The following is a 25,800-nucleotide window of genomic DNA, read 5'->3' on the forward strand; positions in this document are numbered from 1 at the left end:
ATGCCGCCATGCGCCGCATCCTGCTGATCGACGACGACGAGCGCCTGGCCGCGCCGCTGGCCGCCTATTTCAAGCGCGTCGAGTTCGAGCTCGACGCTGCGCTGCGCCCCAGCGAAGGTCTGGCGATGCTGCGCCGGGGACACTACGACGCCGCCATCCTCGACGTGATGCTGCCCGAGATGGACGGCTTCGCGCTGTGCCGCGCGATCCGGCGCGAGAGCGACATCCCCATCGTCATGCTGACCGCGCGCGGCGAGGTGATGGATCGCGTCGTCGGCCTGGAGATCGGCGCCGACGACTACCTGCCCAAGCCCTTCGAGCCGCGCGAGCTGCTGGCGCGGCTGACGACGATCCTGCGCCGCTCTCGTGCCGCCGACCACGCCGCGGGCGCGCGCCGGCTGGTGTTCGACGGCCTGGACATCGACCTCGACCGGCGCGAGGTGCGGCGAGAGGGGGCGCTGCTCGATCTCACCGGCACCGAATACGAGCTGCTCATCCTCCTCGCGCGCGAGCCGGCGAAGGTGTTCACGCGCGAGCAGATCCTCGAGCGCCTGCGCGGCCAGTCGGCCGAAGACCTCTACACGCGCGCCGTGGACATCCTGGTGAGCCGGCTGCGCAAGAAGCTGGAGCCGCTGGACTGCATCAAGACGCTGCGCAACGTCGGCTATGCATTCACCGGAGGCCGCGCGTGAGCGCAGCCGCGGCGCCGGCGTCGCGGGGATGGCGCCAGAAGTGGCACGCCGCGCGGCGAAGCATGCGGCATTCGCTGAAGTGGCGCCTCGTCGGCCTGTTCCTGCTGCTCGCGCTGGCGACCACCGTCACCTTCGTCGCCGGCGTTCGCGAGATGGTGCGCGGCGGCTGGCAAGGTTACGGCCGGCCCCTGACCTCGCACTACCTCGACCTCCTCACGGCGCAGATCGGGACGCCGCCCGACGTCGCGCGCGCACAGGCGCTGACCCGCGAGCTGCCGCTGTCCATCCGCATCGACGGCCCGCGCGTCAACTGGGACTCGCATCCCGAGGCAACACGCCGCTGGCAGCGCTGGCACCCGCAGTGGCCCGACGGCGAGCTGCATCGCTTCCACGTGCGTCGGCTCGACGACGGCCATCGCATCACCTTCGCGCTCGCCGATCCGCAGACGGTGATGGCCCCGCACCTGATGGGTTGGAGCACGCTCGGCGTGCTGCTGCTGCTGACGCTGCTGGCCTTCGCGCTGGTGCGGCGGCTGCTGCGTCCGCTGGACGACATCCGTGAGGGCGCAATCCGCTTCGGCCAGGGTGACCTGACGCACCGAATCCCGCTTCGCCGCCACGACGAGCTGGGCGAGCTGGCCCAGCAGGTCAACACGATGGCCGACGAGCTGCGCGCGATGCTGGACGCCAAGCGCGCCCTTCTCCTGGCCATCAGTCACGAGCTGCGCTCGCCCTTGACGCGCGCCCGGCTGAACGCCGAGCTCGTCGACGAGAGCGAGGCGCGCGCCGCGCTGCTGCACGATCTGGCCGAGATGCGTGACCTCGTCATCGACCTGCTGGAAAGCGAACGGCTCGCTTCCGGCCACGCCGCGCTGCAGCCGGAGGCGAGCGACCTGAACCGGCTCATCGACGAGACGCTGGCAAGCGGCTTCGCGGACCGGCCGGTGACGACGGCGCTGGCCAGCGGGCTGCCCACGCTGCCGCTCGATCGCATGCGCATGCGCCTGCTGCTGCGCAACCTGCTCGACAACGCGCTGCGCCACAGCGATGCGGTCGTCGTGCGCACGGAGCGCGCAGGCGATCGCGTGATGCTGGTGGTGCGCGATCACGGGCCCGGCGTGCCGCCGGAACACCTTGCCCAGCTGACGCAGGCCTTCTATCGCGTCGACGCGGCGCGCCAGCGCAGCACCGGCGGCGTGGGGCTGGGCCTGTACCTGTGCCGCCTGGTGGCGCAGGCGCATGGCGCGACGATGTCGATCCGCAACGCGTCGCCGGGATTGGAAGTCAGCCTGTCCTTGCCTTTGTAGCCTTCGCAGGTCGGGGTTCCGCTACCCTCCACCCCAACCCACGAACGACGTGACGCTGACCGTCCGCCCCATCCTGCTCGCCCGCTCGCTGCGCGCCTTCGGCGACGGCGCGGTGGCGGTGCTGCTGCCGGCCTACCTGCTCGAGCTCGGCCTCGGCCAGCTCGAGGTCGGGTTGATCAGCACCGCCACCTTGCTCGGCTCGGCCGCCGCCACGCTGGCGGTCGGCGCCGTCGGCCATCGCTTCGCCACTTCAGGATGGCTGCGCGCCGCGGCATGCCTCATGGTGGCCACCGGTCTCGGTTTCGCGGGCTTCTCGTCGTTCTGGCCGCTGATGGCCGTGGCCTTTGCCGGGACGCTCAACCCCAGCTCGGGAGACGTGTCGATGTTCCTGCCGCTGGAGCATGCGCGGCTCGCCGGCGCCGCGCAGGGCGAGGCGCGCACGGCACTGTTCGCGCGCTACAGCGTGCTGGGCGCCCTGTGCGCCGCGGTGGGTGCGCTCGCCGCCGCGCTGCCCGATGCGCTCGCGCAGCGCTCGAACTTCAGCCGGCTGGAGGCGCTGAAGATGCCTTTCCTGGTGTACGCCGCGATCGGGCTGGCGGTGTGGTGGCTGTATCGGCGCACCGCCGCATCCGCGATGACCGCGGCCGACGCGCCTGCCGCGCCGCTCGGGCCTTCGCGCGGCATCGTGGTCCGGCTGGCCGCGCTGTTCTGTGTCGATGCCTTCGCCGGGGGCCTGGTGGTCAACTCACTGCTGTCGCTGTGGCTGCTGCAGCGCTTCGGGCTGTCCCTGGCGCAGGCCGGCGCATTCTTCTTCTGGGCCGGGCTGCTGAGCGCAGCGTCGCAGCTCGTCGCGCCCCGGGTCGCTGCGCGCATCGGCTTGCTGAACACGATGGTCTTCACGCACATTCCGGCCAATGTCTGCCTGGTCCTCGCCGGCCTCGCGCCGCAGCTTTCGCTCGCGCTGGCGCTGCTGTTCGTGCGCAGCGCGCTCTCGCAGATGGACGTGCCGACACGCACCGCCTACGTGATGGCCGTCGTGACGCCGGCCGAGCGCGCGGCCGCCGCCAGCTTCACCGCGGTGCCGCGCAGCCTGGCGTCGGCGCTGAGCCCGACCTTGGGTGGCGCGCTGTTCGCCGCAGGCTGGATCAGCGCCCCGCTCGTGCTGTGCGGCCTGCTGAAAATCGCCTACGACCTCGCCCTGTGGCGCGCCTTCCGCCGCCATCGGCCTGCGGGTGAATGAAAGGAGTACTGACCATGCCAGACCCCGTCGCACCGGCCGGCCGCTTCGTGCGGCTCGGTCCGCGGCTCGCCACGGCAGCGCTCGTGCTGGCGCCGGCCTGCGGCCTCGCGATGCTGCTGGCCGGCATCGGCTACCGCCAGCAGTGGTGGGGCGTCGGCGCCGGCATCCGCACGATGATGGGCGCAACCGGGGGCGCGCTCGCGGCCGCCTTGCTCGCCGCGCTGGCGATCGTCGCCGGAGTGCGCGGGTCGTCGCGCCGCACCGTCGTGCTCGCAGCGATCGCCCTGGTGATCGCCGCGCTGGTCGCCGCGCCGCCGCTGGCGATGGCGCGCAAGTCGACCCGCGTGCCGCCCATCCACGACATCACCACCGACACCCAGGATCCGCCGCGCTTCGTCGCCGTGGTGCCACTGCGTGCGGGCGCACCGAATTCGCTCGACTACGACCCCGAGGTGGCGGCCCAGCAGCGCATGGCCTATCCCGACATCGCCCCCGCCATGCTCGACGTCCCGCCGGCGCGCGCGTTGCTGCTGGCCGAGCAGGCGGTGCGCGCCATGGGCTGGGAGATCGTGACGGTGTCGCCGCACGACTTGCGCATCGAGGCGACCGCGACGACCCGGCTGTTCGGCTTCAAGGACGATGTGGTCGTGCGCATCCGGTCCGCGCCTCAGGGCAGCCGCGTCGACCTGCGCTCGGTGTCGCGCGTCGGCCGCAGCGATCTCGGCGCCAATGCCGAGCGCGTCCGCGCCTATCTGCAAACCCTGCACGCGCTGGGGCGCGGCGGGTGATCGCCGGCATCGACTTCCTCGCCTCGTCGGACGAGGTCGCGCGCCGCCTGATCGGCGTGACGGTGCTGGTCGACGGGGTGGGCGGCCGCATCGTCGAGACCGAGGCCTACGACCGTTCGGACCCGGCGTCGCACAGCTACGGCGGCCCCAACCCGCGCAACGCGACGATGTTCGGCCCGCCCGGGCACGCCTATGTCTACCGCTCCTACGGCATCCACTGGTGCCTCAATTTCGTCTGCCGCGAGTCAGGCCACGGCGCCGGCGTGCTGATCCGCGCGCTCGAGCCGACGCAAGGTCTGGACGTGATGCGCGAGCGGCGCGGCCTGGACGACGAGCGCCTGCTGTGCGCCGGCCCGGGCCGCGTATGCCAGGCGCTCGGCGTGACCCGCGAGCACGACGGGCTGCGGCTCGATGCGCCGCCGTTCGAGCTGATCGAGCCGCCGCGCCGTGCGGCCGTCGTGCGCGGGCCGCGCATCGGCATCTCGAAGGCGGTGGACGTGCCCTGGCGTTTCGGACTCCGCGGATCGCGCTTCGTCAGCCGGCCGTTCCGCTGAGCGGCGCGACGTCAGCGCTCGGTGGGCGCTTGCGCCTCGTCGTCCTGTGCCTTCGGCGGACGGCGGCGTGGCGTGTCGCGGTGATCGCCACGCTCTTCCTCAGGACTCTCGGGATGGGTCTCGCCGACGCGCGTGTCGGTGGGAAAACTGGGCTCGCCGCTGTTCAACGACGTCGGAAAGTCTTGAGGACGGGTGGCCATCTGCGGTCCTTTTGCCGAGGCAGGTGATCGAAGACTAGGCGATGGCACCGCGCGCGACTGTAGGACAGCGCCTCGCTCACTTTTCGCTACGGGGCGCCGGGATCGGCGTGATCTGCACCGCGAGCACCTTCCAGCGTCCGTCTTCGCGGACATAGGTGTCGATGTAGCGGTAGTGGGTGTCGAAGCGTTTTCCCTGGTAGCGCCCGGTCATGCGCGTCGTCGCGCTCAGCAGCGCGGTGTCGCCGTGCAGCAGCACGGTCAGACCCTCGACGGTGTACGGCTCGATGACCAGGTCGGGGTCGACCAGCTCGTCGATGAATTGGGCGCGTTCGGTAACGCTGCCGTCACCGCCGATCTGGAAAAAGCGCCGGGCCATGTTGGCTTCGATGGCAGCGCGGTCCTTGCGGACGATCGCTTGGTCCCAGGCATCGGCCTGGGCGACGAGCTGCCGGCGGGTGCTGTCGTCGGTGCCGCCGGACGATGAGGCGCAGCCGGCCAGCGTGAGCACGGCCGCGGCGCGCCAGAAGACTTTCGGAAGCGATGTCATCGCGCGGCAGTGTAGGTGGGAACGCTGCAGTGCTGGACGACGTCGAACGCTCGAGGAGGCGACGATGAACACCTTGCCCACGCCCACGACTGCGGCCGATGTCGAGCTCGACGACATGGCGCTCGCCCGCCGCATTGCCGAAGGCGACTGCGCCGCCTTCGAGCGCCTGATGCGGCGCCACAACCGACGCCTGTACCGTCTCGCGCGGGCCACGCTGCGTGACGACGCCGAGGCCGAGGACGCGCTGCAGGAAGCCTACCTCTCGGCCTACCGGGCGATCGGGCGATTTCGCGGCGAAGCGGCGCTGTCGACCTGGCTGTCGCGCCTGGTGCTCAACGAATGCCTGGGACGACTGCGTCGCGGTGCCCGGCGTCACAACGTGATCCCCATGATCCAGGGCAGCGACCCCGAGCGCATAGACCTGGAGGCGATGGCCCCGGCGGAAGCGGACACCCCCGATCAGGCGCTCGGCCGCTCCCAGATGCGCACCTTGCTCGAGCGCAAGCTCGACGCGCTGCCCCAAGCCTTCCGCATGGTGTTCGTGCTGCGCGCGGTCGAGGAGATGAGCGTGGAGGAAACCGCGCAATGTCTCGACATTCCCGAGGCGACGGTGCGCAGCCGGCACTTCCGGGCGCGAGGCCTGCTGCGCGAGGCGCTGGCCCAGGAGATCGACCTCGCCGAGCGCGACCTGTTCGAGTTCGGCGGCGCGCATTGCGACAGGGTCGTCGCCCAGGTGATGGAGCGTCTACGTGATCCCTCTCCCGCTGGCAGGAGAGGGCCGGGTTGAGGGGCGCGCGCAGCCCTGCTTCCTCAACGCTGTCGCGAACTGCTCCGCCGGCACCGGCGCGTTGAAATAGAAGCCCTGGAACTCGTCGCAGGCGTGCTGGCGCAGGAAGTCGGCCTGCTCGCGCGTCTCTACGCCCTGGGCCACGATGGTCAGGCTCAAGGTGCGGCCCATCGCGATGATGGCTTCGGCCACATGGCGCTCGTCTGGCGTGCTGCACGCGCCGCGGATGAACGAGTGGTCGATCTTGATCGTGTCGAGCGGGAACTTCTTCAGGGCGGACAACGATGAATATCCCGTGCCGAAGTCGTCGATGGCGATGCGAACGCCCTCGGTCTTCAGCGCCCGCAGGATGCGCAGCGTGCGCTCGTTGTCCTGCATGAGCGTCTTCTCGGTGATCTCGAGCTCCAGCAGGTCGGCCGGCATGCCGGTCTCGGCCAGCAGCGCGCGGATGTCTGGCACGAGCGCGTCGTCGTTGAACTGCCGCGGCGTGAGGTTCACCGCCGCCACCAGCGGCGGCAGGCCCTGTGCCTGCCACTCCATGTTCTGGCGGCAGGCCGTGCGCAGCACCCACTTGCCGAGCGGCACGATGAGCCCGGTCTCCTCGGCAACCGGCAGAAAGCGCAGCGGCGCCACCAGGCCCCGGTCGGGGTGCTGCCAGCGCAGCAGCACCTCCATGCCGGTGATGCGGTCGCTGCCGGTGTCGCGCTTGGCCTGGTAGTGCAGGCGGAACTCCTGGCGCTCCAGCGCACGACGCAGGCTGGCCTCGAGCGCCACGCGCTCCAGCGAATGCGTGTTCAGCCGCGGCGAGTAGAACTGGTAGTTGTCCTTGCCTTCCTTCTTCGCGTGGTACAGCGCGATGTCGGCGTTCTTGGCCAGGGTCTGCTCGTCGGTGCCGTCCTCCGGGTACACGCTGATGCCCACGCTCGCGGTGACGCGGAACGCGTGACCGATGAGCGTGAAGGGGTTGGCCACGGCGGCGATCACCTTCTGCGCCACAGTGGCCGGGTGGACGGCGTCGACGAGATCCGTCAGCAGCACGACGAATTCGTCGCCTCCGAGCCGCGCGACGGTGTCGCTCTCTCGCAGGCAATCCTTCAGCCGCTGCGCCGCCTGCTGCAGCAGCTTGTCGCCCGCCTCGTGCCCCAACGTGTCGTTGATCTGCTTGAAGTGATCGAGGTCGACGAACATCACCGCGAGCTTGCGGTGGTAGCGCAGCGACTGGCTGATCGCCTGGTCCAGCAGCCGGTTGAACAGGCGCCGGTTCGGCAGGCCCGTGAGCGCGTCGTGCAGCGCCAGGTATTCGGCGCGCTCCGCGTGGGCCAGCCGAGCGCGGCTCTCGCGCAGCTCGCTCTGCGCCAGGCGCACCGTCTCGGCATACAGGTTGGCGTTGTCCAGCGCGATCGCCAGCTGGTGCGCGATGGCCTGGAGGACGGCGACCGTCTCCGCATCGAAGGCTTTGGGCCGTGCGCTTCGCAGATACAGCACGCCCAGCTCGCGCTCGGCCGTCTTCAGCGGCAGCACGAGCTGCGACGCGCAGGCCTCTGATGAAGCGGGGACTGCCGCGCCGTCCGCCAGCACGGCCGCGTGGTCCAGTCCGAACTGCTCGCACAGCAGCCCCGCCACCTGCTGCTTCATCGCCTGCGGGTCGCGCATGCGACCGACGGCATTGGACACGGCGACCACGGTGCGCAGGATGGCCGCCTGCTTGTCGATCACCGACTGCTGCAGCTCGCGCTGCAGCTGGTGGTTGGCGCTCAGGTCGTAGATGAGGCCGGGCACCAGCCGAAGCGAGCCGAGCGCGGTCTCGATCATGTTGTCGGCGGTGATCAGCTCGGTGTCGACGTACGCCCGACGCGGGACGCTGCGCCCCTCGAGCGCGGAGACCGCCACCTCCAGCGCGCGATCTGCGATGCGCTGCGGCATCTGCCGGATGGTCGCCGCCAGGGTGCCGTCGCGGACGCACAGCAGTGCCTCCGGCAGCGCATCGAAGCCGGACACGAGGATGCGGCCCGCGAGGCCGGCTTCGGCGATGGCATCGATGGCGCCCAGCGCCGCCTCGTCGCTGGCCGTGATGAGGGCATCGAGGTCGGGGTGCCGCGCCAGGAGGGCGCGCATGAGCTCCGCGCCGCGGCCCTGGCGCGACATCGGCGTGACCCAGTCGAGCATGTCCTCGTGAACCAGCGAGATGCCGGGGTAGCGCGGCAGCAGGCGATGGAAGGCGGCGTTGCGCAGTGCGCCGGCGGGCAGACGGTCGTCGCCCTGGAAATACGCCACCTTGCCGCGGGCGCCCATCCGCTCGAACACGAATTCGGCCACCCGGGCGATGGCCTTCTCGTTGTCGCTCCCGACGGTGCAGATCACCGCAGGGTCATCGATGAAGGAATCGAGCGTGATCACCGGAACGCCGGCCGCCTGCGCCCGGCGCAGCAGGGCCAGCAGGGCGGGATCGTTGCCGCCCATCGGCTTCATCACGAGCGTGTCGACGCCATCGTCGAGCAGCTTGTCCAGCGCGCTCGCCTGCTCAGCCACCGACAGCGCGGACACGTTGGACAGCCGCAGGCCGCGACGCGCGGCCTCGGTGCGCATGCAGCTTGCCACCAGCGTCCAGATGAAAGCCCCTACCCAGGGGGCGGAGAGGACGGCGCCGATGTGCTGCATTGTTCTTCCCCAGTCAGGCGAATATAGGACGATGCTCACCGCCAGACAGGCGAAATACCCGAGGAGCTGCCATGCTGCATCCGCAAGCCCGCGCACTGCTGTCGCTGATCGACGAACGCGGCGTGCCGCCCATCCACACGCTCGCGCCGGACGAAGCCCGGCGCATGTACCGCGAGCGTCGCTCCTTCACGCAGCCGGCGCCCCCCGAGGTGGCCGAGGTGCGCGCGCTGTCGGCGACCGGCCCGCTCGGCGAGATTGCGCTGCGGTTGTACCGGCCGCTGGGCGCCCTCGCGGGCGAACGACTTGCGGCGCTCGTCTACTACCACGGCGGCGGCTGGGTCGTGGGCGATCTGGACACGCACGACACCTTGTGCCGCCAGCTTGCCAATGCGGCACGCTGCGCCGTGGTGTCGGTCGACTACCGGATGGGGCCGGAGCACCGCTTTCCCGCGGCGGTCGACGATGCGCTGGCGGCAGCGCGCTGGGTGCATCGCGAAGCGCCCGGGCTCGGGCTCGATGCCACGCGGCTCGCGGTGGGCGGCGACAGCGCGGGCGGCAACCTGGCCGCGGTCGTCGCCCTCGCGGCGCGCGAGGCCGCCGATCCGCCTATCGTCTTCCAACTGCTGATCTATCCGGCGACCGACAACACCTGCGCGCTGCCTTCGCACCGCAGCAATGGACAGGGCTACCTGCTCACGGCGGACACGATCGGGTACTTCCGCGGCCACTACCTCGCCGAGGCAGCCCAGCAGCGCGACTGGCGGGCCTCACCGCTGCACCATCCGGACCTGTCGGGGCTGCCCCCGGCCCTGGTGCTGACTGCCGGCTACGACCCGCTGCGCGACGAAGGACTGGCCTTTGCGCAGCGGCTCAGCGAAGCCGGCGCGCGCTGCACCGAAATCTGCTTCGAACGGCAGATCCACGGCTTCATCACCATGGGCAAGGTGATCGACGAGGCCAACACGGCGGTCGCGATCTGCGCCGCGGAGCTTCGGCGGTCGCTCGCGTAGGCTGCCGGCGATCAGATCGTCGCGAGGGCTTGCGCCAGATCCTCGCGCAGGTCCTCCACATCCTCCACTCCCACCGACAGCCGAACCAGGGCATCGCCGATGCCCAGCGTCTGCCGCGTCTCCAGCGGGATGGTGGCGTGGGTCATGATGGCCGGGTGCTCGATGAGGCTCTCGACGCCGCCGAGGCTTTCGGCGAGCGAGAAGATGCGCACCGCCTCGAGGAAGCGCCTGGCACCGGCCAGATCGGTCTTCAGGTCCATCGAGATCATGCCGCCGAAGCCACGCATCTGCGCCCGGGCCAGCGCATGCTGGGGATGCGTCTCCAGCCCCGGGTAGTGCACCCGCGCGACCTGCGGCTGCGCTTCGAGCCAGCGGGCCAGCTCGAGTGCGTTGCTGCAATGGCGCTCCATGCGCAGCGCAAGCGTCTTCACGCCACGCAACGCGAGGAAGCTGTCGAACGGGCCGGCGATGGCGCCGACAGCGTTCTGCAGGAAGCCCAGCCGCTCGCGGATCGCGTCGTGACGCGCTTCCCGGCCGACCACGGCCACGCCGCCGATGACGTCGGAGTGGCCGTTCAGGTACTTGGTGGTGGAGTGGACGACGATGTCGAAGCCGAGCTCCAGCGGCCGTTGCACCCAGGGGCTGGCGAAGGTGTTGTCGGCGGCGCAGAGGATGCCGCGATCGCGGCAGATCTGCGCGAGCGCCCGCAGGTCCGCCAGACGCAGCAGCGGATTGGTCGGCGTCTCCACCCACACCAGCCGGGTCTGCGGCGTGATCGCGGCGACCAGCTTGCCGGGGTCGGTCAGGTCGACGAAGCTGAAGCGGTGGCCGGCGCTGCGCGCGCGCACCCGTTCGAACAGGCGGAAGGTGCCGCCGTACACGTCGTCGCCCGACACGATGTGCGCGTTGGCGTCGAGCAGCTCCAGCACGGTGGAAATGGCGGCCAGCCCGGAGGCGAACGCATAGGCCTGCGAGCCGCTTTCGAGGTCGGCCACGCAGCGCTCGAAGGCCCAGCGCGTCGGGTTGTGCGAGCGGCCGTAGTCCAGGCCCTTGTGCACGCCCGGGCTCTGCTGCACGAAGGTCGAGGTGGCGTAGATCGGCGGCATGATCGCGCCGGTGGAGGGGTCGGGCGCCTGTCCGGCGTGGATCACGCGGGTGCCGAAGGCGCGCGGTTTCGATGGGGTGTCGTGGCTCACGTGAGCGTTCTCCGCAGGTGGTTCAACAGGTCGAAGCGGGTGATGAGGCCGTGGAAGCCGCTCCCGTCGGCGACGATGGCGACCAGGCCCTTGTCGAGCACCGCTTCCAGGTCCGCCAGGCTGGCCTGGGGCGAAAGGGTCTCGGGGGCATCGGTCATTGCGGTGCTGACCGTGGAACGAAATCGCGCCGCATCGGCATGCACGCTCAGCAGCAGGTCCGACTCGTCGAGCACGCCCACGAGCCGGCCTTCATCGAGCACCGGCAGCTGCGACACATCGGCCGCGCGCATGCGCGCGAACGCCGTCAGCAGCGTATCGCCCGGGCCGACGCTGACCACCGCGCCTTCCTCGAAGCGGCGCGAGATCACGTCGCGCAGATCGCCGTAGCGCTTGCGCGCCAGCAGGCCCTGGTCGAGCATCCACTGGTCGTTGTACATCTTCGACAGGTATCGCGTGCCGGTGTCGACGACGAAGCTGACCACGCGCTTGGGGGTCTTCTGCTCGCGGCACCAGCGCAGCGCGGCGGCGAGCAGCGTGCCGGTGGACGAGCCGCCGAGGATGCCCTCGGTGCGCAGCAGCTCGCGCGCGGTGCCGAAGCTCTCCTCGTCGCCGATCTCATAGGCGGCGAAGACGCTGGACAGGTCGGCGATCGACGGGATGAAATCCTCGCCGATGCCTTCGACCGCCCACGAGCCGGCCTCGCCGACCTTGCCGCTGCGCGTGTATTCGGCGACCACCGAGCCCTTCGGATCGGCCAGGACGATGCCGAGCGCGGGCTGCACCTTCTTGAAGTAGCGCGACAGCCCGGCCAGCGTGCCGCCCGAGCCGACGCCGCACACGATCGCGTCGACGTCGTGCCCCATCTGCTGCCAGATCTCGGGCCCGGTGCTGGTCTCGTGCGCCAGCGCGTTGGCGGGATTGTTGAACTGGTCGGCGAAGAAGGCGCCGGGTATGTCGCGGGCCAGTCGCGCGGCCAGGTCCTGGTAGTACTCCGGATGGCCCTTGCCGACGTCGGAGCGCGTGATGTGCACCTCGGCGCCCAGCGCCTTCAGGTGCAGCACCTTCTCGGTCGACATCTTGTCGGGCACGACCAGCACCACGCGATAGCCCTTGGCGCGGGCGACCAGCGCCAGGCCCAGTCCGGTGTTGCCGGCGGTGGCCTCGACCACCGTGCCGCCCGGCTTCAGGCGGCCGTCGCGCTCGGCGGTGTCGACCATCGCCAGCCCGATGCGGTCCTTGATGGAGCCGCCCGGGTTCTGCGACTCCAGCTTGAGGAAGAGCTGGCAGCAGCCGGTGTCCAGCCGCGTCACCGGGACCAGCGGCGTGTTGCCGATGAGGTCCAGCACCGCGGGGCGGGTGGAGGTTGTCGTCATGCCATCACCTTGTGGGTCAGCCGTGGGGCCGGCGCGCCATGCGGGTCGCGCGGGCGGCGCGCCGAGGAAATGGCATCGTAGCCCGGATGCACTCCGGGCAACAACCAGGGCTACAGCGCGTCGAGCACCGACTGCGCGTAGGCGCGATCGCCTTCGTCGTCGATGCCGGCGAGCAGCGCGCGCAGCGCTTGCAGATGTGCGGATCGGTCGTCGCCCGCGCGCGCCAGCGCCTCGTGCGCGAAGAAGCGCTCGAACGCATCGGCGCCGTTGGCTTCGCAGATCGCGAGGCAGGAGCGTGCATGGGCGAGCGCCTGTTCAAGGTCGCCGAGCGTCGCCGCGCAGCGCGACAGCATGTAGTCGGCGCGTTCGACGTTCACCCAGGTGCCCGCCTGCAGCCACACGCGGCGCGATTCGCGCGCGGCATGCATCATCAGCTCGTCCGTCGCCGGCGACGAGCCGGCCTCCTGCAGCTGCGCGGCCAGGTTGTGATGGCAAGCGGCCAGCGCCTTCAAGGCCGGCGCATCGTCTTCGCGCGCCAGCGCCGTGGCCGACTGCAGCAGCGCGCGTGCAGCGGCGGCATCGCCGCGCGACGCATGCCCGCAGGCTGCATTGCCGTGTGCGCGGATCGCGACGGCGACCGGCACGCCACCGGCGGGCGTCGCCGTGTCGCGCATCAATGCGGCCGCCAGGCGGGCCGCGGCGATGGCCCCCAGCGCGGCCTCGTCGCACCGCATGTCGGCCACGCGCTGCAGGCAGCGCTCCATCGCCGCCGCGTCGCCGCGATGGCTGATCAGGACATGCTGCGCGAGCGCGAGAAACGATGCGATCTGCTCGGGCGCGTGCGCGAGCTGCGCTGTCTGCGCCTCCACGCGCGTCGCCACCCCGGCTTCGTCGGTGGCGTGGTCGGTCCAAGCTTGCTCGATGAAAGCGGCCATCGTCGTCATCGCTACTCCTTTGCCAGCGCTGCGGCCAGCCAGCCCAGCACCCATGGCCAGCCGACACGGTGAGTCTCCAGTCCCGAGAAATCCGGCCGGAAGCCGCTGTGGCGAAGCGCGAGCCGCGTGCCGCCGCGCTGTGCCTCCAGCTCGAAGCTCACCTCGGTGAGCGGCAGCCGATCCCAGCTCGGCTGCCAGCTCAGGCGCAGACGCCGGTCGGGCACGACTTCGAGCACCGTGCCTTCGATGTGGTGGCGCCGGCCGTTGGCCAGCCGCACTTCGCAGCGCCATGGCGCACCTTCGTCCGCGCGCAGCTGCCAGTCGTGGGTGGTGTACACGCCGGCGTCGCCCCACCACGCGGCCAGCAGCTGCGGCGTGGTGAGCGCGCGAAACACCCGCGATGGCGGCGCGGCCAGCCACACCTCGCCCTCGATCTGCATGCCGGCGACGACGACGCGCGGCTCAGTCATCGCGCTCCACCAGCCGCTTCAGGGTGCCCAGGCTGGTCTCCCACACGCGCCGCTGCATCGCGAGCCAGCGCTCCAGCTCGGCCAGCGGCCGGGCGTTGACGCCATAGAAGGCACGCCGCCCTTCGTGCTCCTCGCTGAGCAGGCCGGCGCGCTTGAGCGTGCGCAGATGCTTGGAGATCGCCGGCCGGCTGACGGTGAAGTGCGCCGCCAGCTCCTCGACGTGCAGGCGCCTGCGCGCCAGCAGGTCGAGGATGGCGCGCCGCGTGGGGTCGGCCAGGGCGGCCAGGCACGCGCTGCGTTGTTCGTCTCGGGACAGCGGCATTGCGCTATCGTAGCCATGTGGTTACGATGAGGTCAAGCATGACGACCGCCCTCATCGAGCAGCTGCAGGCATTTCCCGCGCGGGTGGCGCGCTTCGTGGCCGGGTTTCCGGCAGCCCGGCAACGCACACGGCCGCCAGGCGGCGGCTTCTCGCTGGTGGAGCATCTGTGCCACCTGCGCGACCTGGAACGCGAAGGCTACGCCACGCGCATCCGCCGCATCCTCGACGAAGACCTGCCCGAGCTGTCCGAGATCGACGGCAGCACGCTGGCGCTGGAGCGCGACTACCAGCAGCAGGACCCAGGGGCGGCGCTGCGCGATTGGCAAGCAGCCCGCGAGCTCACGGTGGCGCTGCTGCGCGAGCATCTGCCGCGCGACGGACAGCGCAAGGGCATCTTCGGCGGTTTCGGCGTGCTCACGCTGGCCTCGCTGGCCGAGGGCATCGCGGCGCACGACCGCTCGCACTGGGACGAGCTGCAGGCGCTAGGCCACTAGGAGGCCTCGCGCACGCGCTGCGGCAGGCCTTGCACCTCGGCGTTGTCCACCGGCTTCATGTCGCCGTTGACGGCGCTCTGAACCAGCCGCGCCAGCGTCTGCGCATGCGGCGTGATCGTGCCGAAGAACAGCACGTCATCGCCGCGCGCGATCATCAGCGTGGGGAAGTTCTCCACGTCGACGTGGCCCATCACCTCGTCGTGATCCTCCACGTCGACCCAGGCGAAGTCGGCAAGGCCGGCGAAGTGGCGCGCCTGTTCGTCGAACACCGGCCGCCAGTCGCGGCAGGTGCCGCACCATTGCGCGCAAAGGCCGGCCACGAGCAGACGGGGGGACGGGGAGTCGGCGGACATGGCGCGAGTTTGCCTCGGCAGCGAGCGCTCGCAGGCTTGGGGTTATCCGCCGCCTGGCGGCGGACCCACGACCCTCAGCTCTCCTCCAGCACCCACTGCGCCGCTCGCTCCGCGATCATCAGCACCGGCGCATTGGTGTTCCCGCTGGTGATGGTGGGCATCACGCTCGCGTCGGCAACCCGCAACCCGCGCATGCCGTGCAGCTTCAGCCGCGCATCCACCACCGCCAGCGGATCGCCGGCAGGACCCATCTTCGCCGTGCCCACCGGATGGAAGATCGTCGTGCCGATGTCGCCGGCCAGCTGTGCGAGTTCCTCGTCGCTCTGGAACTGCGTGCCGGGCTTGACCTCCTGCGGCCGGTACCTCGCCAGCGCCGGCTGCGCGACGATGCGACGCGTGAGCCGCAGCGATTGCGCGGCCACCCGGCGGTCGTCCTCGGTGCCGAGGTAATTGGCGCGGATGCTCGGTGCCTCCAGCGGGTCCGGCGCGCGCAGCCTGACGTGGCCGCGGCTGCTCGGGTTGAGGTTGCACACGCTGGCGGTGAAGGCGTTGAACGGATGCAGCGGCTCGCCGAAGGCCTCGAGCGACAGCGGCTGCACGTGGTATTCGAGATTGGGATGCGGCTGCGCCGCGTCGCTGCGCGTGAAAGCGCCGAGCTGCGACGGCGCCATGCTCATCGGGCCGCTGCGCTTGAGCAGGTACTCGAGCCCGATCCAGGCCTTGCCCCACCAGTGGCGCGTCATCGTGTTCAGCGTCTTGACGCCCTGCACGCTGAACACGGCGCGAATCTGCAGGTGGTCCTGCAGGTTCTCGCCGACGCCGGCAAGCGCATGCTGCACGTCGATGCCATGCTGTTGCAGCAGCGCCGGATCGCCGATCCCCGACAGCTGCAGCAGCTGCGGCGTCGCGACGGCGCCGGTGGCCACGATCACCTCGCGCGCGGCCTGCACGCGCAGCCGCTCGCCGCCGCCATGCGGGATGACTTCGACACCGCTCGCGCGCAGCCCGGCAGCGTCGCGCTCCAGCACCACCCGCGCGATGTGCGCCCCGGTCCACACCTGCAGGTTCTCGCGCGCCATCACCGGCCGCAGAAAGGCCTTGGCCGCATTCCAGCGGATGCCGCCGCGCTGGTTGACCTGGAAGTAGCCGACGCCTTCGTTGTCGCCGCGGTTGAAGTCCTCGCTGTGCGGAATGCCGGCCTGCTGCGCGGCCTGCGCGAACGCATCGAGCACGTCCCAGCGCAGCCGCTGCTTCTCGACCCGCCACTCGCCGCCCTGGCGTTGGCCGGTGCGGTCGAAGCCGGGCGCCGCGTGGAACGCATCCGCGCCCTTGTAGTAGTCCTCGTGCTTCAGGAAGAACGGCAGGCAGTCCGACCAGCTCCAGCCGTCATTGCCCAGCGCGCCCCAGTGGTCGTAATCGCGCGACTGGCCGCGCATGTAGATCATCCCGTTGATGCTGGAGCAGCCACCGAGCACCTTGCCGCGCGGGTAGCGCAGGCGGCGGCCGTTGAGGCCGGGGTCGGCATCAGTGTGGTACAGCCAGTCGGTGCGGGGGTTGCCGATGCAGTAGAGGTAGCCGACCGGGATATGGATCCAGTGGTAGTCGTCGCGGCCGCCCGCTTCGATGAGCAGCACGCGCCTGGTGCGGTCGGCGCTGAGCCGGTTGGCGAGCAGGCACCCCGCCGTGCCTGCGCCGCAGATGATGTAGTCGTACGTCGGCGTGGTCATGAGGCGCGATTGTGGAGCGGGGCGCCGGCGGGCTCGCTGCGCGTCAACCCGTACCAGTCGATGCGCCGGGTCGCGACCATCACGCCGGCGAGCACCGCGAACAGCAGCACGGCGCCGAGGATCAGCGCGGTCTGCTCCAGCTGCAGCAGCAGGTAGAGCGCGCCGTACAGCGCCGCCACGCCGCCCCCGAACGCCAGTCCCGCACGCCATCCGCCGAGCAGGTGGCGCGCGTAGAACGCCAGCAGGGCGACGCAGGCGGCGGCAGCGATCGCGTACGACTCGCCGAACGGCAGGTGCTCCGACAGTGCGAGCAGGAGCAGGAAGAAGATGCTCAGCGCGCAGCCAACGAGCAGGTACTGGACCGGATGCACTCGCAGCTGGCGCAGCACCTCGATCATCCCGACAGCGGCGAAGGTGAGTCCTATGAACAGCAGGCCGTACTTGATCGCGCGATCGCTCAGCGAATAGGGATTCACCGGGTCGATGAAGGCGACGTCGAAGGCCTCGATGCAGCCGGCCGTGCCGACGCCCTTCGTCTCGGGCCGCAGTGCGCGCCGGTCGCGCGAAGCGCCGGCCTGCATGTCGGGCGTGCTGCCATGGGGGGCGCACAGCAAGGCGCGGCGCGCGAAGTCGTCCGGCGCGGTCGTGGCCAGCGAGGAGACCTGCCATGTCGCGCTGAAGCCGTCGTGCCGCACCTCGCGCGTCACCGGCAGAAAGCGTCCGCCGAACGACGGATGCGGCCAGTTCGCGGTGAGCTGCACGCGCGTGTCGTCGGCCACGGGCGCGAAGCCGAGCGCCGCGGTGCCAACCAGCTCCAGCGCGAGCTCGGCGCTGAACGGCGCGTCGGCGTTGCGGGGCAGCTCCGGCAGCACGGCATGAAAGCCGCGCGGATGACTCGGATGACGAGTCCCCGAACGGACCGCGAGGGCTTGGCCCGCCGCGGTGATGCGCGCATGCCGGATGCCGCGTGCATCGCTCAAGGCCACCATCAGCACCGGCGCGGCGCAGGCCACCCGTGAGCCGGCATGCTCGCCTTTCGGACTGAGCGCGGCGAGCGAGTTCCAGTGCGCCTGGACCGTCGCCTTGCCGGCGTAGGTGTTCACCTTGAACAGGCCGCGCCAGCGGGGCTCCAGGCTCGCATCGGCCTGCACCGCCAGGCGGCTCGGCGCTGCCGTGAGCATGAACTCGCGGCTCGCCGCCAGGGACTTGCGGTCGGCGCCGTCGCCCACCACCGAGTCCCACTGCTCGGTGCAATGGCTGACGAGCACCGGGCCGGCCAGCGCCTGGCGGCCGGCCTGGCTCTGCTCGACGCTGCGCTCGGCTTCGCGCAAGCGCTCGTGGCGTTCTTCGACGAGTGCGCTGACGCGCGCGAGGGCCAGCGTCAGCAATCCCACGATGCCGATCACGGCCAGCAGCTTGGGGACGACAGGATGGATCTTCATCGGTGCGCTCCATGAAAGGCGCGCACTGTCGATCGCGGCGATGAAAGGTGGATGAAGTCGGCGTGAAGCGGACCTCGCGGGGTCACTTGCCCATGCGCTTGAGGGGGCCGAAGCAAGCTTTCAGATTCGGCTCCTGGCAGACGACATGCATTTCCCGCGACGGCTCGAACAGCAGGTAGTTGGTGTGCTCCTGGCCCGTCTCGTCCTGCTCGATGTCACCGCAGTCCTTGCCGCCATGGTCCTTGGTGATCTTCATCGTCAGCGCGTAGAAGCCGCGAGCATCGGGCTCCCGGGACACGGTGTAGGTGTTGTCCGAACGCTCGGCACCACTGGTGACGGCGGCGGTGCCGTCGGGGCGGAAGTCGTAGACCTCGGTGCAGCGGTTGACACTGTTCGTCCATTGCCACTTGCCGACCAGCGGGTGCGATGCACCGGCGGGATCGGGCGCCTGCGACACGGCGGGCCCTGCCGCGACGAAAACCCAGGCCAGCGCGACGACGAACTTGCGGTCCATGGAGCACCTCGCTCAAGAGTGCGGAGGCCGTTCCCGCGATGTCTCGCGCGCGGCGGCCCTCCGCGGATCAGGAACGGCGATTGTCGCGCAGCGTGAACCGCAGGCAGTCCGCGGCCTCACGCCTGCCAGACCCCGTACCCTCGCTCGCGCAACGCGATCGCCAGCTCCACCTCCATCTCCCTTGCGCCCTCGTACGGCATCGGGTTGTAGACCTCGTACAGGCGCGGCAGCAGCCGAAGACCGTAGCGCTGCACGAAGCGGTTCGCCTGGATGCCGGCCTTGTGCCTGTCGAATCGCAGGTCCGGGTCGGTGCCCGTCATGCCGACGTAGACGAAGGGCAGTCCGAGGCGGTGATCGGGATTGGCGCGCCGAAATCGCGGCTCGTTCCACACCGAGTCGTCCAGCTCGACGACGTAGACGTGGTAGTGGTGCAACGGCGCGCGGCGCTCGTTCGCGCGCACCCGCTCAGCCCAGCAGCTCGCGCTGCAGCTTCTTCGGCAGCCTGGCCAGCACCAGCTCGTGCGAGCGCGTCACCAGTCCCTTCAGCTGGGCGAGCGGCAGCGCCTTCGGGTCCTTCAGCTGCACCCACTTCACGCGCGCCAGGTAGGGCGCCGGGGCGAAACCCGGCAGGCCGGTGATCTCGAGGAAGCGGTGATCGTCGACCTTGAACGAGCAGCCGTCCCAGGGACCCGGCTCGGGCCCGCCGGCGAAGAACATCTTGCCGCCAACGCTGGCCACCCAGTCGCAGCCCCACTTGATGTCGGCCGTGGCGGCGGGCAGCGAAGCGGCGTGCGTCTTCAGGGCGGCAAAAGTCATCGGGGATCAGCGGGTGGTGGCAAAGAAGCCGGCGCGGACCGACACATTGTCCGACCACAGGTCCTGCCTCGACAAGCTCGACAGGGCGAGCAGGATCTGCCCCTTGGCCGCGAGCACCGGCACCACCTTGAACGCGGCCAGCGCATACAGCGCCTGCAGCGCCGCCAGCCGCGCGGGCCGGTCGACCGCGACGACGAGCCGGTCGCGCTCGAGCATGATCGGCAGCGCGCGGTGGGCGATCGCCAGGCGCAGCGGCAGCTTGCGCGCCGCAGCGTGCTCTATCGGGAAGCGCGTGAGGTCGACGAAGGGATATCCCATCTTGTGCGCGATCGCCGTCTGCAGATCGGCCTGCGAGATGACGCCCAGCGCGACCAGTCGCTCGCCCAGCGGCAGGTCGCCCAGCGGCTCGGCCAGGGCCCGCTGGAGCTGCTCGGGCGTCGCCATGCCCAGGTTCTGCAGGGACTGTCCGATGGGCACCACCGGCATGCGCATCTGACGCGCGAGGGCGTCCATGAGCTGCGCCGGCGTCGCGATCCAACGCTCCGCCGCGAGGTCCTGCGCGGTCGGCCCGAACTCGCACCGGCTGTAGGCGCAGCGCGGGACGAATGCGCGCAGCAGCGAACGATGGTCCGATGAAGGCAGGAACAGGAACAGCCCGGCGTCGGTCTCGACGTGGCCGGCGCAGCGTCCGACCAGCACCTCGTTGCTGTCCGCGGTGACCAGGCGGTACTCCCGCTCCTGGGTCGCCGCCGGAACGCGCTCCGACGGCAGCCCGGCACGCGGCTCCAGGCCTCGCAGCGGGTGGTTGAGCACCAGGCGGCGAAAGCGCGAGAACGGCAGGGCGAGCGTGGCGCCGTCGAAGGTGGTGCGCAGGCTCAGCGTGCCGCCGGGCACATCGATGCCGGCGATGAAGCCGTCCACCGCCGTTCCCGACGCCGTCTCGACCCGGCAGGGCTGCACGACATCGATGTCCGGCGGCGCCTCGTGGCGCCAGTCGTACGGCAGGGGGGGCCACCGCCACGGATCGGGGGGCTCGTCGAAGAGCACCGGGAACGGCGGCATCGGATCGAGAAGGGGCGCTTGGTCGTTTGCAGACATGGACCGAAGGCGGGACATCGTGTTGCCGGCACCTTACACGCGCGGCCTGCTTTCGCGTCGTGAACAAAGACCGCAATCGGCCATGCCAGGGTCGGCGCCCCGCGAGTGGGTGGTGGCGTCACACGGCGTGGCCTCAGCGCGGCAGGGTCGGCAGCGGCTCCACGCCGTCGGCAATCTCGGGCGGCGTGTGCGCCACGTTCAGCACCAGGTTGATCATCGAGAAGTAGCCGATGAGCCCGGTGAGATCCACGACGCCGTGCTCGCCGAATCGATCGCGCGCCACGCGGTAGGTGGCGTCGCTGACGCCGCGCTGCTGCAGCAGCTCGCACGTGAAGTCGTGCACGCAGCGCTCTTCGTCGTCCATGCCGTCGGGGCGCCTTCCTTCGCGCACCGCGGCGATCGTCTGCGGCGCGGTTCCGGCCTTCAGCGCCAGCGGCACATGAATGCACCACTCGAACTGCTGCGACCAATGACGCGCCACGATGAGCGTGGCGAACTCGGATACGCGCGCCGGCAGCGCGCTGTGAAAGCGCAGGTATTCCCCGACCTTCTGCACGCGCGCGAGCAGCTCGGGACTGCGCAACAGCGGGATGAACGGTCCCATCACCGCCTTGCGCGGCCCGGCGATCAGTTCGTCGGCGGCCGCGCGCTGCGCGGCATCGAGCGATTCCCGCGGCAGCGGGGGCATGCGGTCGGTCAGGCCTTGGGGGTGCGGCGATGCGGTCATCGAGGGCTCCATCGGTCAGCGGGTTGTCGGGAAGGGGCGCCGGGCTTCGAGCGCATCAGCAGGGCGGCGGAGCTGGCCACCAGCAGCACCGCGGCGAGGGCTGCCGTCGGCCAGGCGCTCGCGCCGGCATCGCCGGCGCCGACCAGCAACGGCCCGATCAGCTGGCCGGTGCCGAAAGCCGCCGTCATCGCAGCCATCAGGCGCGGCGCCGCCGCCCCGGCGACGCGTCGCGCTTCCTGCAGGCCGGCCATGGTGGCCACCATGAAGGTGCCGCCGATGCAGACGGCGCTGCCGATCAGCGCCGCGATGCTGTGCGGCGCGAACGCAGGCAAAAGCACGCCCGCGGCCATCACCATCTGGCTGGCGGCCCACAGCACGCGCGCCGACAGGTGGCGCAGCAGGACACCGCCCAGCAGCGTGGAGACCGCCGCGGCCGCGCCGAAGATGGGCCAGGTCCAGCCGAACACCGCGGGGTCGGCGACGAGCTCTCGCGCCGCGGCGGGAAGGAAAGTGGCAGGCAGGATGTAGCCGAAACCGAAGGCGCCGTAGCAGGCGACCAGCGTCAGCGCCGAGCGGGGAAAGGCCGCCCGTGCTGCGGCAGGGGCAGCCTGCCGCGAAGCCTCGGGTCGCAGCGTCGGCCAGCTCCACGCCGTGACGGCCGCGGCCACCCCACCGAGCAGCCACCAGCCCGTCGTGGCCGGCTGACCGGCCAGTCCGACCCCCATGGCTGCGAGCCCCGCGACCACCATGCCGACGCCGACCCCGGCGTAGACACCGCCGGCCGCATCGGTCCTCTGCTGCGAAGCGAGCACTGCCAGGGCCCAGGCGGAAATCCCCACCAGCACGAAGGCGCTGGCGGCACCGGCGGCGAACCGCAGCCCCAGGCCGGCCACGAACGGCGGTGCCAGCGCCATGCCGAGCGTCGACACCGCGACGGCCGCCAAGCCCGCACGCGCCGCACGTCGCGGCGCCGGATTCCAGGCGATGCAGGCCAGCGCGCCCAGCAGGTAGCCCAGGTAGTTGGCGCCGGCCAGCCAAGCCCCCTGCGACAAGGCAAGGCCGTCGGCCTGCATCAGCGGCAGCAGCGGCGTGAAGGCAAAGCGTCCGATGCCCATCGCCGCGGCCAGGCCGGCCAGGCCGGTCAGCAGGGTGCGATGTGTCGTGAGCGGTGCGCCGGAGTCCATCGCCGAATCGTAGGTGGACATGGCCTTCGCGGATATTGAATAATTTGGAACGACTCTTTCTCCATTCGAGAACATCGCGGAGAGCCCCATGGACCTCGCCGACCTGCACATCTTCAAGACCGTGGTGGAGGAAGGCGGCATCGTGCGCGCCGCCCGCAAGCTCCATCGCGTGCAATCGAGCATCACCATGCGCATCAAGCAGCTCGAGTCCTCGCTGGGCGCCGAGCTGTTCTATCGGAGCAAGCAGCGGCTGCATCTGTCGCCCAGCGGCGAGCTGCTGCTCGACTATGCCGAGCGGCTGCTGCGCCTGTCCGATGAAGCGCGCCAGGCGTTGAGCGGATCGGCGCCGCGCGGCGTGTTCCGCCTGGGCGCACTCGAAAGCACCACCGCAAGCCGGCTGCCCGGCGTGCTGGCCAGCTACCACGCGGCCTGCCCGCAGGTGCGCGTGGAGCTGACCACCGGCACCAACGATGCGCTGACCGCCGCCGTTGCCGAGCGCCGCCTGGACGCCGCGTTCGTGGCCGAAGCGCCCACCGCACCCGGCCTCGCGCACCAGCCGTTGTTCACGGAGCGGCTGGTGCTCATCTCGTCGACTCAACGCGGCGCCATTCGCGGGCCGCAGGATGTCGAGGGCGACTCGCTGATTGCCTTTCCCAGCGGCTGCGCCTACCGGCGCGTGCTGCAGCGCTGGCTCGGCGCGGCGCACACGCCCGCCACCCGCGTGCTCGAGCTCGGGTCCTACCACGCGATCGTCGCCTGTGTGGCTTCGGGCACCGGCATCGCACTGGTGCCCGAATCGGTGCTGGACACCGTCAATGGCGCCGAGGTGCGCCGGCACCGCCTGCCGCGCGCGGTGTCGCATGTCGTCACGCCGCTGATATGGCGCAACGGCGAGCAGTCGGCGCCGTTGCTGGCGCTGCGCGAGCTGCTGGCGCGCTAAGGGTCAGCGCGCCAGGTGCGAGGCCAGCACCGGGAACAGCTTGGTCAGTCCATCGGCCAGCAGCTCGACCGCGAGCGCCGCGAGGATGAGTCCCATCAGCCGGGTCATGATGTTGATGCCGGTCTGGCCGAGCACCTTCGCGATTCGCCCGGAGGCCGAGAAGACGACGAAGGTCGCCACCGCGACGACGACGCCGTAGCCCACCAGCACCGCGAGCTGCCACCAGTGGCGCGTCTTCTCGGCGTAGATGACCATCGTGGAGATGGTCGCCGGGCCGGTCAGCAGCGGGATGGTGAGCGGCACCACCGCGATGCTGGCGCCGGCGTCGACCTTGCTGGCGCCTTCGCTGACGTCCTCCTTGCGACCCTCGGCCGGCTGAGCGTTGAGCATCTGGATCGCCGAGATCAGCAGCAGCGTGCCGCCGCCCACCTGGAACGACGCGAGCGATATGCCGAAGAACTCGATGATCTTGAGCCCGGCGATCGCGCTGACGGCGATGACGATGAAGGCGGTGCACGCGCTGACGCGGATCGTGCGACGTCGCTGCTGCGGCGTCAGGTTCTGCGTGAAATGGATGAAGAACGGCACGACGCCGATCGGGTTGACGATGGCCAGCAAGGCGATCAGCGGCTTGAGCAAGTCCATGGGCGATTGTCTCGTCAGGCCGCGAGCCCACGCAGGTAGCGAAGGCCGGCCACGGCGCGCGGGCCATACCAGCTGATGGCTTCGCCGTCGACGATGCGCACGGCCGCATTCGGACACAGCGCCCGCGCCGCGCCTACGTGCTGCGCGCCGAAGGCATACGGCTCCGAGCTGAGCAGCACCTGCTGCACCTCGGCCAGCCAGGCCTCGTCGCCGCGCACGACCGGGTAGCGCGCGGCGCCCTGCGCGCCGCCATCGACGGCCGGCAGTGTGTCCCAGTGGACACGCGCCAGCATGCGGGCGATGTAGGTGTCGCGCGCGACCGTCATCCACGGCTCGCGCCAGATCAGGTACAGCACGTGCTGCGGCGCATGCCGCTCCCGCTGCGTCAGCGCCAGCTCGTGCGCGATCGCCTCACGCAGGCCTTGCGCGGACGAGGCGACCCCTTCGATGTCGTCGAAAACCGCGGCGATCTGATCGATCAGCTCGAGGTTGTCCTCGGGCGCATTCGGGTGCGTGACGACGATCTGCGGGCGCTCGTCGGCCGGCCATGCCTGGATCGCCTGCACGGTGTCGAGACGGTTCTCGTCGACGTTGACGAGCACATGGGTGGGCGCCAGGCGGCGCAGCTTGGCGAGGTTCACGTCCTTGGTGCCGCCCACCTTGGCGATGCGCCGCACCACGTCGGCCGGATGCACGCAAAACCCGGTGCGCGCGACGAGCAGCTCGGCCATCCCGAGCGCGACGACGAGTTCGGTCAGGCTGGGCACCAGGCTTGCGATGCGCAACGCGGCTGCCATGCTCAGCGCGCGTCCTCGACCATGGCGAGATAGACCGAGCACGTCCCGCGCAGGTACACCAGGCCCGGAAGGACCAGCGCCAGCGCGAACACCACGCCGCCGCCGACCAGCGCCGCACCGGCGTGCTGGCTGGATGCAGCGGGACCCACGCTGCGCAGGCCGCGGCCGAACAATCCTGCCATCAGCTCGGCGGCGGGCACGTCGATGCCGACCACGCGCACGGCCACTTCGGACACCACCCTGCCCCCGGCAGCGACGGCGAAGCTGACCAGCGCGCCGACGCCGGCGGTGAGCAGACTCACCGCGGCCATGAGCAGCGCCACCGTGAGCAGGCGCTGGCGCATCCACCGCCAGAGCTGACGCACCAGGGTCCACACGCCTGCGCCGGCCCACACGCCGGGCGCCGCGAGCGGCACCACCACCGCCACCAAGGCCAGCAGCGCCACGCCCACCCCCACTACGCCCAGCGGCACGGCCAGCCCGAAGAGCCAGGGGCCGAGCACCGGCCCGCTCACCGCGACACGGCACAGCCAAAGCACCGCAAGCAGCAGCGCGGCCAGCGCCGCGTAGCCGATGGCGATGACGAGCAGCGCGAGCAGCAGCCGGTGCGCGGTCAGCAGCGAGGTCCGCACGGCATCGGGCACATCGCGCACCGCCAGGCCGCGCGCCTGGTCCATGACCAGGATGCCGGCGGCATTGCCGCCATAGAACGCGACGAACAGCGCCGCGCCGGCCTGAAGCGGTCCCCACCAGCCGCCGCCGCTGAGCAGCGAGGCCTGCGCCATCGCCGTGAGCAGGCCGGCGAGCGCAAACGTGAACAAGAGCAGATACAGCGCGCGCCCGTTGCGAACGGCGTCGACGCTGCCGAGTACCAGGCTCAGCGCTTCGAGCGGACTGCGCGACGAGGGGCGCACGAAGGGATCGGCAAAGGGGTCGATCATGGTGCGCAGCAGGGTTTCCAAAGGATGCGACCCCGGGTTTTCA

At 70.7% G+C, this 25,800-nt stretch carries 29 protein-coding genes; 9 read left to right on the forward strand and 20 right to left on the reverse strand.

Annotated elements, in window-relative coordinates:
* Nucleotides 1-8: 8 nt before the first annotated feature.
* Genes P7V53_RS31305 through P7V53_RS31325 form a run of 5 tightly spaced genes read left to right on the forward strand, consistent with a single transcriptional unit; the run spans nucleotide 9 to nucleotide 4,581 of the window.
* Nucleotides 9-692 (forward strand): response regulator transcription factor, encoded by a 684-nt coding sequence (locus tag P7V53_RS31305; protein ID WP_280153393.1) that lies wholly within the window; start codon nucleotides 9-11, stop codon nucleotides 690-692.
* Entirely contained in the window at nucleotides 689-1,999 is a 1,311-nt protein-coding gene (locus P7V53_RS31310; RefSeq protein ID WP_280153394.1) for a HAMP domain-containing sensor histidine kinase, read from the forward strand. The genes P7V53_RS31305 and P7V53_RS31310 overlap by 4 nt, the downstream gene beginning before the upstream one ends.
* Before the next feature lie 49 nt (nucleotides 2,000-2,048).
* Nucleotides 2,049-3,239, forward strand: a complete 1,191-nt coding sequence (locus tag P7V53_RS31315; protein ID WP_280153395.1) for an MFS transporter — start codon at nucleotides 2,049-2,051, stop codon at nucleotides 3,237-3,239.
* Nucleotides 3,240-3,253: 14 nt separating this feature from the next.
* On the forward strand, nucleotides 3,254-4,027 hold the full coding sequence (locus P7V53_RS31320; RefSeq protein WP_280153396.1) for a DUF1499 domain-containing protein: 774 nt from the start codon (nucleotides 3,254-3,256) through the stop codon (nucleotides 4,025-4,027).
* Entirely contained in the window at nucleotides 4,024-4,581 is a 558-nt protein-coding gene (locus P7V53_RS31325) for a DNA-3-methyladenine glycosylase (RefSeq protein WP_280153397.1), read from the forward strand. Before P7V53_RS31320 ends, P7V53_RS31325 begins: the two co-directional genes overlap by 4 nt.
* 11 nt (nucleotides 4,582-4,592) lie before the next feature.
* Here the strand turns inward: P7V53_RS31325 and P7V53_RS31330 are convergent, their stop codons facing one another.
* Both P7V53_RS31330 and P7V53_RS31335 read right to left on the reverse strand, forming a co-directional pair.
* On the reverse strand, nucleotides 4,593-4,781 hold the full coding sequence (locus P7V53_RS31330) for a hypothetical protein (protein ID WP_280153398.1): 189 nt from the start codon (nucleotides 4,779-4,781) through the stop codon (nucleotides 4,593-4,595).
* Nucleotides 4,782-4,857: 76 nt separating this feature from the next.
* Nucleotides 4,858-5,409, reverse strand: coding sequence for a nuclear transport factor 2 family protein (locus P7V53_RS31335; RefSeq protein WP_280153399.1), 552 nt, complete (start codon nucleotides 5,407-5,409; stop codon nucleotides 4,858-4,860).
* Between P7V53_RS31335 and P7V53_RS31340 the strand changes: the two genes are divergently transcribed.
* Entirely contained in the window at nucleotides 5,393-6,115 is a 723-nt protein-coding gene (locus P7V53_RS31340; RefSeq protein WP_280153400.1) for an RNA polymerase sigma factor, read from the forward strand. The genes P7V53_RS31335 and P7V53_RS31340 overlap by 17 nt on opposite strands.
* On the opposite strand, the gene P7V53_RS31345 is transcribed toward P7V53_RS31340, so the two are convergent.
* The gene (locus tag P7V53_RS31345) at nucleotides 6,074-8,701 is read right to left on the reverse strand and encodes an EAL domain-containing protein (RefSeq protein WP_280153401.1); all 2,628 of its coding nucleotides are present in this window, start codon (nucleotides 8,699-8,701) and stop codon (nucleotides 6,074-6,076) included. The two genes, P7V53_RS31340 and P7V53_RS31345, sit on opposite strands and share 42 nt — an antisense overlap.
* Before the next feature lie 143 nt (nucleotides 8,702-8,844).
* Here P7V53_RS31345 and P7V53_RS31350 point away from each other — a divergent pair, with 143 nt between their 5' ends.
* Nucleotides 8,845-9,783, forward strand: a complete 939-nt coding sequence (locus P7V53_RS31350) for an alpha/beta hydrolase (RefSeq protein ID WP_280153402.1) — start codon at nucleotides 8,845-8,847, stop codon at nucleotides 9,781-9,783.
* An 11-nt stretch (nucleotides 9,784-9,794) separates the two neighbouring features.
* On the opposite strand, the gene P7V53_RS31355 is transcribed toward P7V53_RS31350, so the two are convergent.
* The 5 genes from P7V53_RS31355 to P7V53_RS31375 all read right to left on the reverse strand — a co-directional run bounded on the left by P7V53_RS31355 (nucleotide 9,795) and on the right by P7V53_RS31375 (nucleotide 14,079).
* On the reverse strand, nucleotides 9,795-10,979 hold the full coding sequence (locus tag P7V53_RS31355) for a PLP-dependent aspartate aminotransferase family protein (protein ID WP_280153403.1): 1,185 nt from the start codon (nucleotides 10,977-10,979) through the stop codon (nucleotides 9,795-9,797).
* Nucleotides 10,976-12,352 (reverse strand): cystathionine beta-synthase, encoded by a 1,377-nt coding sequence (locus P7V53_RS31360; RefSeq protein ID WP_280153404.1) that lies wholly within the window; start codon nucleotides 12,350-12,352, stop codon nucleotides 10,976-10,978. The genes P7V53_RS31355 and P7V53_RS31360 overlap by 4 nt, the downstream gene beginning before the upstream one ends.
* A 110-nt stretch (nucleotides 12,353-12,462) precedes the next feature.
* Nucleotides 12,463-13,296, reverse strand: coding sequence for a hypothetical protein (locus tag P7V53_RS31365; RefSeq protein WP_280153405.1), 834 nt, complete (start codon nucleotides 13,294-13,296; stop codon nucleotides 12,463-12,465).
* A 2-nt stretch (nucleotides 13,297-13,298) separates the two neighbouring features.
* Nucleotides 13,299-13,757, reverse strand: coding sequence for an SRPBCC domain-containing protein (locus P7V53_RS31370; protein ID WP_280153406.1), 459 nt, complete (start codon nucleotides 13,755-13,757; stop codon nucleotides 13,299-13,301).
* Complete coding sequence (locus P7V53_RS31375) at nucleotides 13,750-14,079, reverse strand: metalloregulator ArsR/SmtB family transcription factor (protein ID WP_280153407.1); 330 nt, start codon at nucleotides 14,077-14,079, stop codon at nucleotides 13,750-13,752. The genes P7V53_RS31370 and P7V53_RS31375 overlap by 8 nt, the downstream gene beginning before the upstream one ends.
* Nucleotides 14,080-14,117: 38 nt before the next feature.
* Here P7V53_RS31375 and P7V53_RS31380 point away from each other — a divergent pair, with 38 nt between their 5' ends.
* Nucleotides 14,118-14,573 (forward strand): DinB family protein, encoded by a 456-nt coding sequence (locus P7V53_RS31380; RefSeq protein WP_280153408.1) that lies wholly within the window; start codon nucleotides 14,118-14,120, stop codon nucleotides 14,571-14,573.
* On the opposite strand, the gene P7V53_RS31385 is transcribed toward P7V53_RS31380, so the two are convergent.
* From P7V53_RS31385 to P7V53_RS31425, 9 genes are all read right to left on the reverse strand, one after another.
* Nucleotides 14,570-14,926 carry a thioredoxin domain-containing protein gene (locus tag P7V53_RS31385; RefSeq protein WP_280153409.1) on the reverse strand — a complete coding sequence of 119 codons (357 nt, stop codon included), beginning with the start codon at nucleotides 14,924-14,926 and terminating at the stop codon, nucleotides 14,570-14,572. The two genes, P7V53_RS31380 and P7V53_RS31385, sit on opposite strands and share 4 nt — an antisense overlap.
* Nucleotides 14,927-15,000: 74 nt before the next feature.
* Entirely contained in the window at nucleotides 15,001-16,653 is a 1,653-nt protein-coding gene (locus P7V53_RS31390) for a GMC family oxidoreductase N-terminal domain-containing protein (RefSeq protein ID WP_280153410.1), read from the reverse strand.
* Nucleotides 16,650-18,095: a cell envelope integrity protein CreD gene (gene creD, locus P7V53_RS31395; RefSeq protein ID WP_280153411.1), complete on the reverse strand. Its 1,446-nt coding sequence runs from the start codon at nucleotides 18,093-18,095 to the stop codon at nucleotides 16,650-16,652. Before creD ends, P7V53_RS31390 begins: the two co-directional genes overlap by 4 nt.
* A gap of 82 nt (nucleotides 18,096-18,177) precedes the next feature.
* Complete coding sequence (locus P7V53_RS31400; protein ID WP_280153412.1) at nucleotides 18,178-18,609, reverse strand: hypothetical protein; 432 nt, start codon at nucleotides 18,607-18,609, stop codon at nucleotides 18,178-18,180.
* Between the two features lie 116 nt (nucleotides 18,610-18,725).
* The gene (locus P7V53_RS31405) at nucleotides 18,726-19,070 is read right to left on the reverse strand and encodes a hypothetical protein (protein ID WP_280153413.1); all 345 of its coding nucleotides are present in this window, start codon (nucleotides 19,068-19,070) and stop codon (nucleotides 18,726-18,728) included.
* A 4-nt stretch (nucleotides 19,071-19,074) separates the two neighbouring features.
* Entirely contained in the window at nucleotides 19,075-19,425 is a 351-nt protein-coding gene (locus P7V53_RS31410; protein ID WP_280153414.1) for an MmcQ/YjbR family DNA-binding protein, read from the reverse strand.
* A gap of 6 nt (nucleotides 19,426-19,431) precedes the next feature.
* The gene (locus tag P7V53_RS31415) at nucleotides 19,432-20,523 is read right to left on the reverse strand and encodes a hypothetical protein (protein ID WP_280153415.1); all 1,092 of its coding nucleotides are present in this window, start codon (nucleotides 20,521-20,523) and stop codon (nucleotides 19,432-19,434) included.
* A 133-nt stretch (nucleotides 20,524-20,656) separates the two neighbouring features.
* Entirely contained in the window at nucleotides 20,657-21,250 is a 594-nt protein-coding gene (locus tag P7V53_RS31420) for a carboxymuconolactone decarboxylase family protein (RefSeq protein WP_280153416.1), read from the reverse strand.
* Nucleotides 21,247-22,455, reverse strand: a complete 1,209-nt coding sequence (locus P7V53_RS31425; RefSeq protein WP_280153417.1) for a YbfB/YjiJ family MFS transporter — start codon at nucleotides 22,453-22,455, stop codon at nucleotides 21,247-21,249. The genes P7V53_RS31420 and P7V53_RS31425 overlap by 4 nt, the downstream gene beginning before the upstream one ends.
* A gap of 67 nt (nucleotides 22,456-22,522) precedes the next feature.
* Between P7V53_RS31425 and P7V53_RS31430 the strand changes: the two genes are divergently transcribed.
* Entirely contained in the window at nucleotides 22,523-23,374 is an 852-nt protein-coding gene (locus P7V53_RS31430; RefSeq protein WP_280153418.1) for a LysR family transcriptional regulator, read from the forward strand.
* A 3-nt stretch (nucleotides 23,375-23,377) separates the two neighbouring features.
* Here P7V53_RS31430 and P7V53_RS31435 read toward each other — a convergent pair whose 3' ends face one another.
* The 3 genes from P7V53_RS31435 to P7V53_RS31445 are packed head-to-tail and all read right to left on the reverse strand — an operon-like array spanning nucleotide 23,378 to nucleotide 25,757.
* Nucleotides 23,378-24,019: a MarC family protein gene (locus tag P7V53_RS31435; RefSeq protein WP_280153419.1), complete on the reverse strand. Its 642-nt coding sequence runs from the start codon at nucleotides 24,017-24,019 to the stop codon at nucleotides 23,378-23,380.
* A gap of 14 nt (nucleotides 24,020-24,033) precedes the next feature.
* Nucleotides 24,034-24,816, reverse strand: a complete 783-nt coding sequence (locus P7V53_RS31440) for a helical backbone metal receptor (protein ID WP_280153420.1) — start codon at nucleotides 24,814-24,816, stop codon at nucleotides 24,034-24,036.
* 2 nt (nucleotides 24,817-24,818) lie between these two features.
* Nucleotides 24,819-25,757 carry a hypothetical protein gene (locus tag P7V53_RS31445; RefSeq protein WP_280153421.1) on the reverse strand — a complete coding sequence of 313 codons (939 nt, stop codon included), beginning with the start codon at nucleotides 25,755-25,757 and terminating at the stop codon, nucleotides 24,819-24,821.
* Nucleotides 25,758-25,800 lie beyond the last annotated feature (43 nt).

Origin of the sequence: Piscinibacter sp. XHJ-5 (genome assembly GCF_029855045.1) — a bacterium.
GTDB lineage: Bacteria > Pseudomonadota > Gammaproteobacteria > Burkholderiales > Burkholderiaceae_C > Albitalea.

What these genes read in the sequence shown, in the direction of transcription:
- P7V53_RS31305 (WP_280153393.1), top strand. Translation starts at nt 9, where the DNA reads ATGCGCCGCATCCTGCTGATCGACGACGACGAGCGCCTGGCCGCGCCG.
- P7V53_RS31360 (WP_280153404.1), bottom strand. Translation starts at nt 12,352, where the DNA reads ATGACGACAACCTCCACCCGCCCCGCGGTGCTGGACCTCATCGGCAAC.
- P7V53_RS31365 (WP_280153405.1), bottom strand. Translation starts at nt 13,296, where the DNA reads ATGACGACGATGGCCGCTTTCATCGAGCAAGCTTGGACCGACCACGCC.
- P7V53_RS31375 (WP_280153407.1), bottom strand. Translation starts at nt 14,079, where the DNA reads ATGCCGCTGTCCCGAGACGAACAACGCAGCGCGTGCCTGGCCGCCCTG.
- P7V53_RS31435 (WP_280153419.1), bottom strand. Translation starts at nt 24,019, where the DNA reads ATGGACTTGCTCAAGCCGCTGATCGCCTTGCTGGCCATCGTCAACCCG.
- P7V53_RS31345 (WP_280153401.1), bottom strand. Translation starts at nt 8,701, where the DNA reads ATGCGCACCGAGGCCGCGCGTCGCGGCCTGCGGCTGTCCAACGTGTCC.
- P7V53_RS31440 (WP_280153420.1), bottom strand. Translation starts at nt 24,816, where the DNA reads ATGGCAGCCGCGTTGCGCATCGCAAGCCTGGTGCCCAGCCTGACCGAA.
- P7V53_RS31330 (WP_280153398.1), bottom strand. Translation starts at nt 4,781, where the DNA reads ATGGCCACCCGTCCTCAAGACTTTCCGACGTCGTTGAACAGCGGCGAG.
- P7V53_RS31445 (WP_280153421.1), bottom strand. Translation starts at nt 25,757, where the DNA reads ATGATCGACCCCTTTGCCGATCCCTTCGTGCGCCCCTCGTCGCGCAGT.
- P7V53_RS31430 (WP_280153418.1), top strand. Translation starts at nt 22,523, where the DNA reads ATGGACCTCGCCGACCTGCACATCTTCAAGACCGTGGTGGAGGAAGGC.
- P7V53_RS31420 (WP_280153416.1), bottom strand. Translation starts at nt 21,250, where the DNA reads ATGACCGCATCGCCGCACCCCCAAGGCCTGACCGACCGCATGCCCCCG.
- P7V53_RS31320 (WP_280153396.1), top strand. Translation starts at nt 3,254, where the DNA reads ATGCCAGACCCCGTCGCACCGGCCGGCCGCTTCGTGCGGCTCGGTCCG.
- P7V53_RS31340 (WP_280153400.1), top strand. Translation starts at nt 5,393, where the DNA reads ATGAACACCTTGCCCACGCCCACGACTGCGGCCGATGTCGAGCTCGAC.
- P7V53_RS31380 (WP_280153408.1), top strand. Translation starts at nt 14,118, where the DNA reads ATGACGACCGCCCTCATCGAGCAGCTGCAGGCATTTCCCGCGCGGGTG.
- P7V53_RS31400 (WP_280153412.1), bottom strand. Translation starts at nt 18,609, where the DNA reads ATGGACCGCAAGTTCGTCGTCGCGCTGGCCTGGGTTTTCGTCGCGGCA.
- P7V53_RS31385 (WP_280153409.1), bottom strand. Translation starts at nt 14,926, where the DNA reads ATGTCCGCCGACTCCCCGTCCCCCCGTCTGCTCGTGGCCGGCCTTTGC.
- P7V53_RS31370 (WP_280153406.1), bottom strand. Translation starts at nt 13,757, where the DNA reads ATGACTGAGCCGCGCGTCGTCGTCGCCGGCATGCAGATCGAGGGCGAG.
- creD (WP_280153411.1), bottom strand. Translation starts at nt 18,095, where the DNA reads ATGAAGATCCATCCTGTCGTCCCCAAGCTGCTGGCCGTGATCGGCATC.
- P7V53_RS31415 (WP_280153415.1), bottom strand. Translation starts at nt 20,523, where the DNA reads ATGTCTGCAAACGACCAAGCGCCCCTTCTCGATCCGATGCCGCCGTTC.
- P7V53_RS31350 (WP_280153402.1), top strand. Translation starts at nt 8,845, where the DNA reads ATGCTGCATCCGCAAGCCCGCGCACTGCTGTCGCTGATCGACGAACGC.
- P7V53_RS31390 (WP_280153410.1), bottom strand. Translation starts at nt 16,653, where the DNA reads ATGACCACGCCGACGTACGACTACATCATCTGCGGCGCAGGCACGGCG.
- P7V53_RS31410 (WP_280153414.1), bottom strand. Translation starts at nt 19,425, where the DNA reads ATGACTTTTGCCGCCCTGAAGACGCACGCCGCTTCGCTGCCCGCCGCC.
- P7V53_RS31425 (WP_280153417.1), bottom strand. Translation starts at nt 22,455, where the DNA reads ATGTCCACCTACGATTCGGCGATGGACTCCGGCGCACCGCTCACGACA.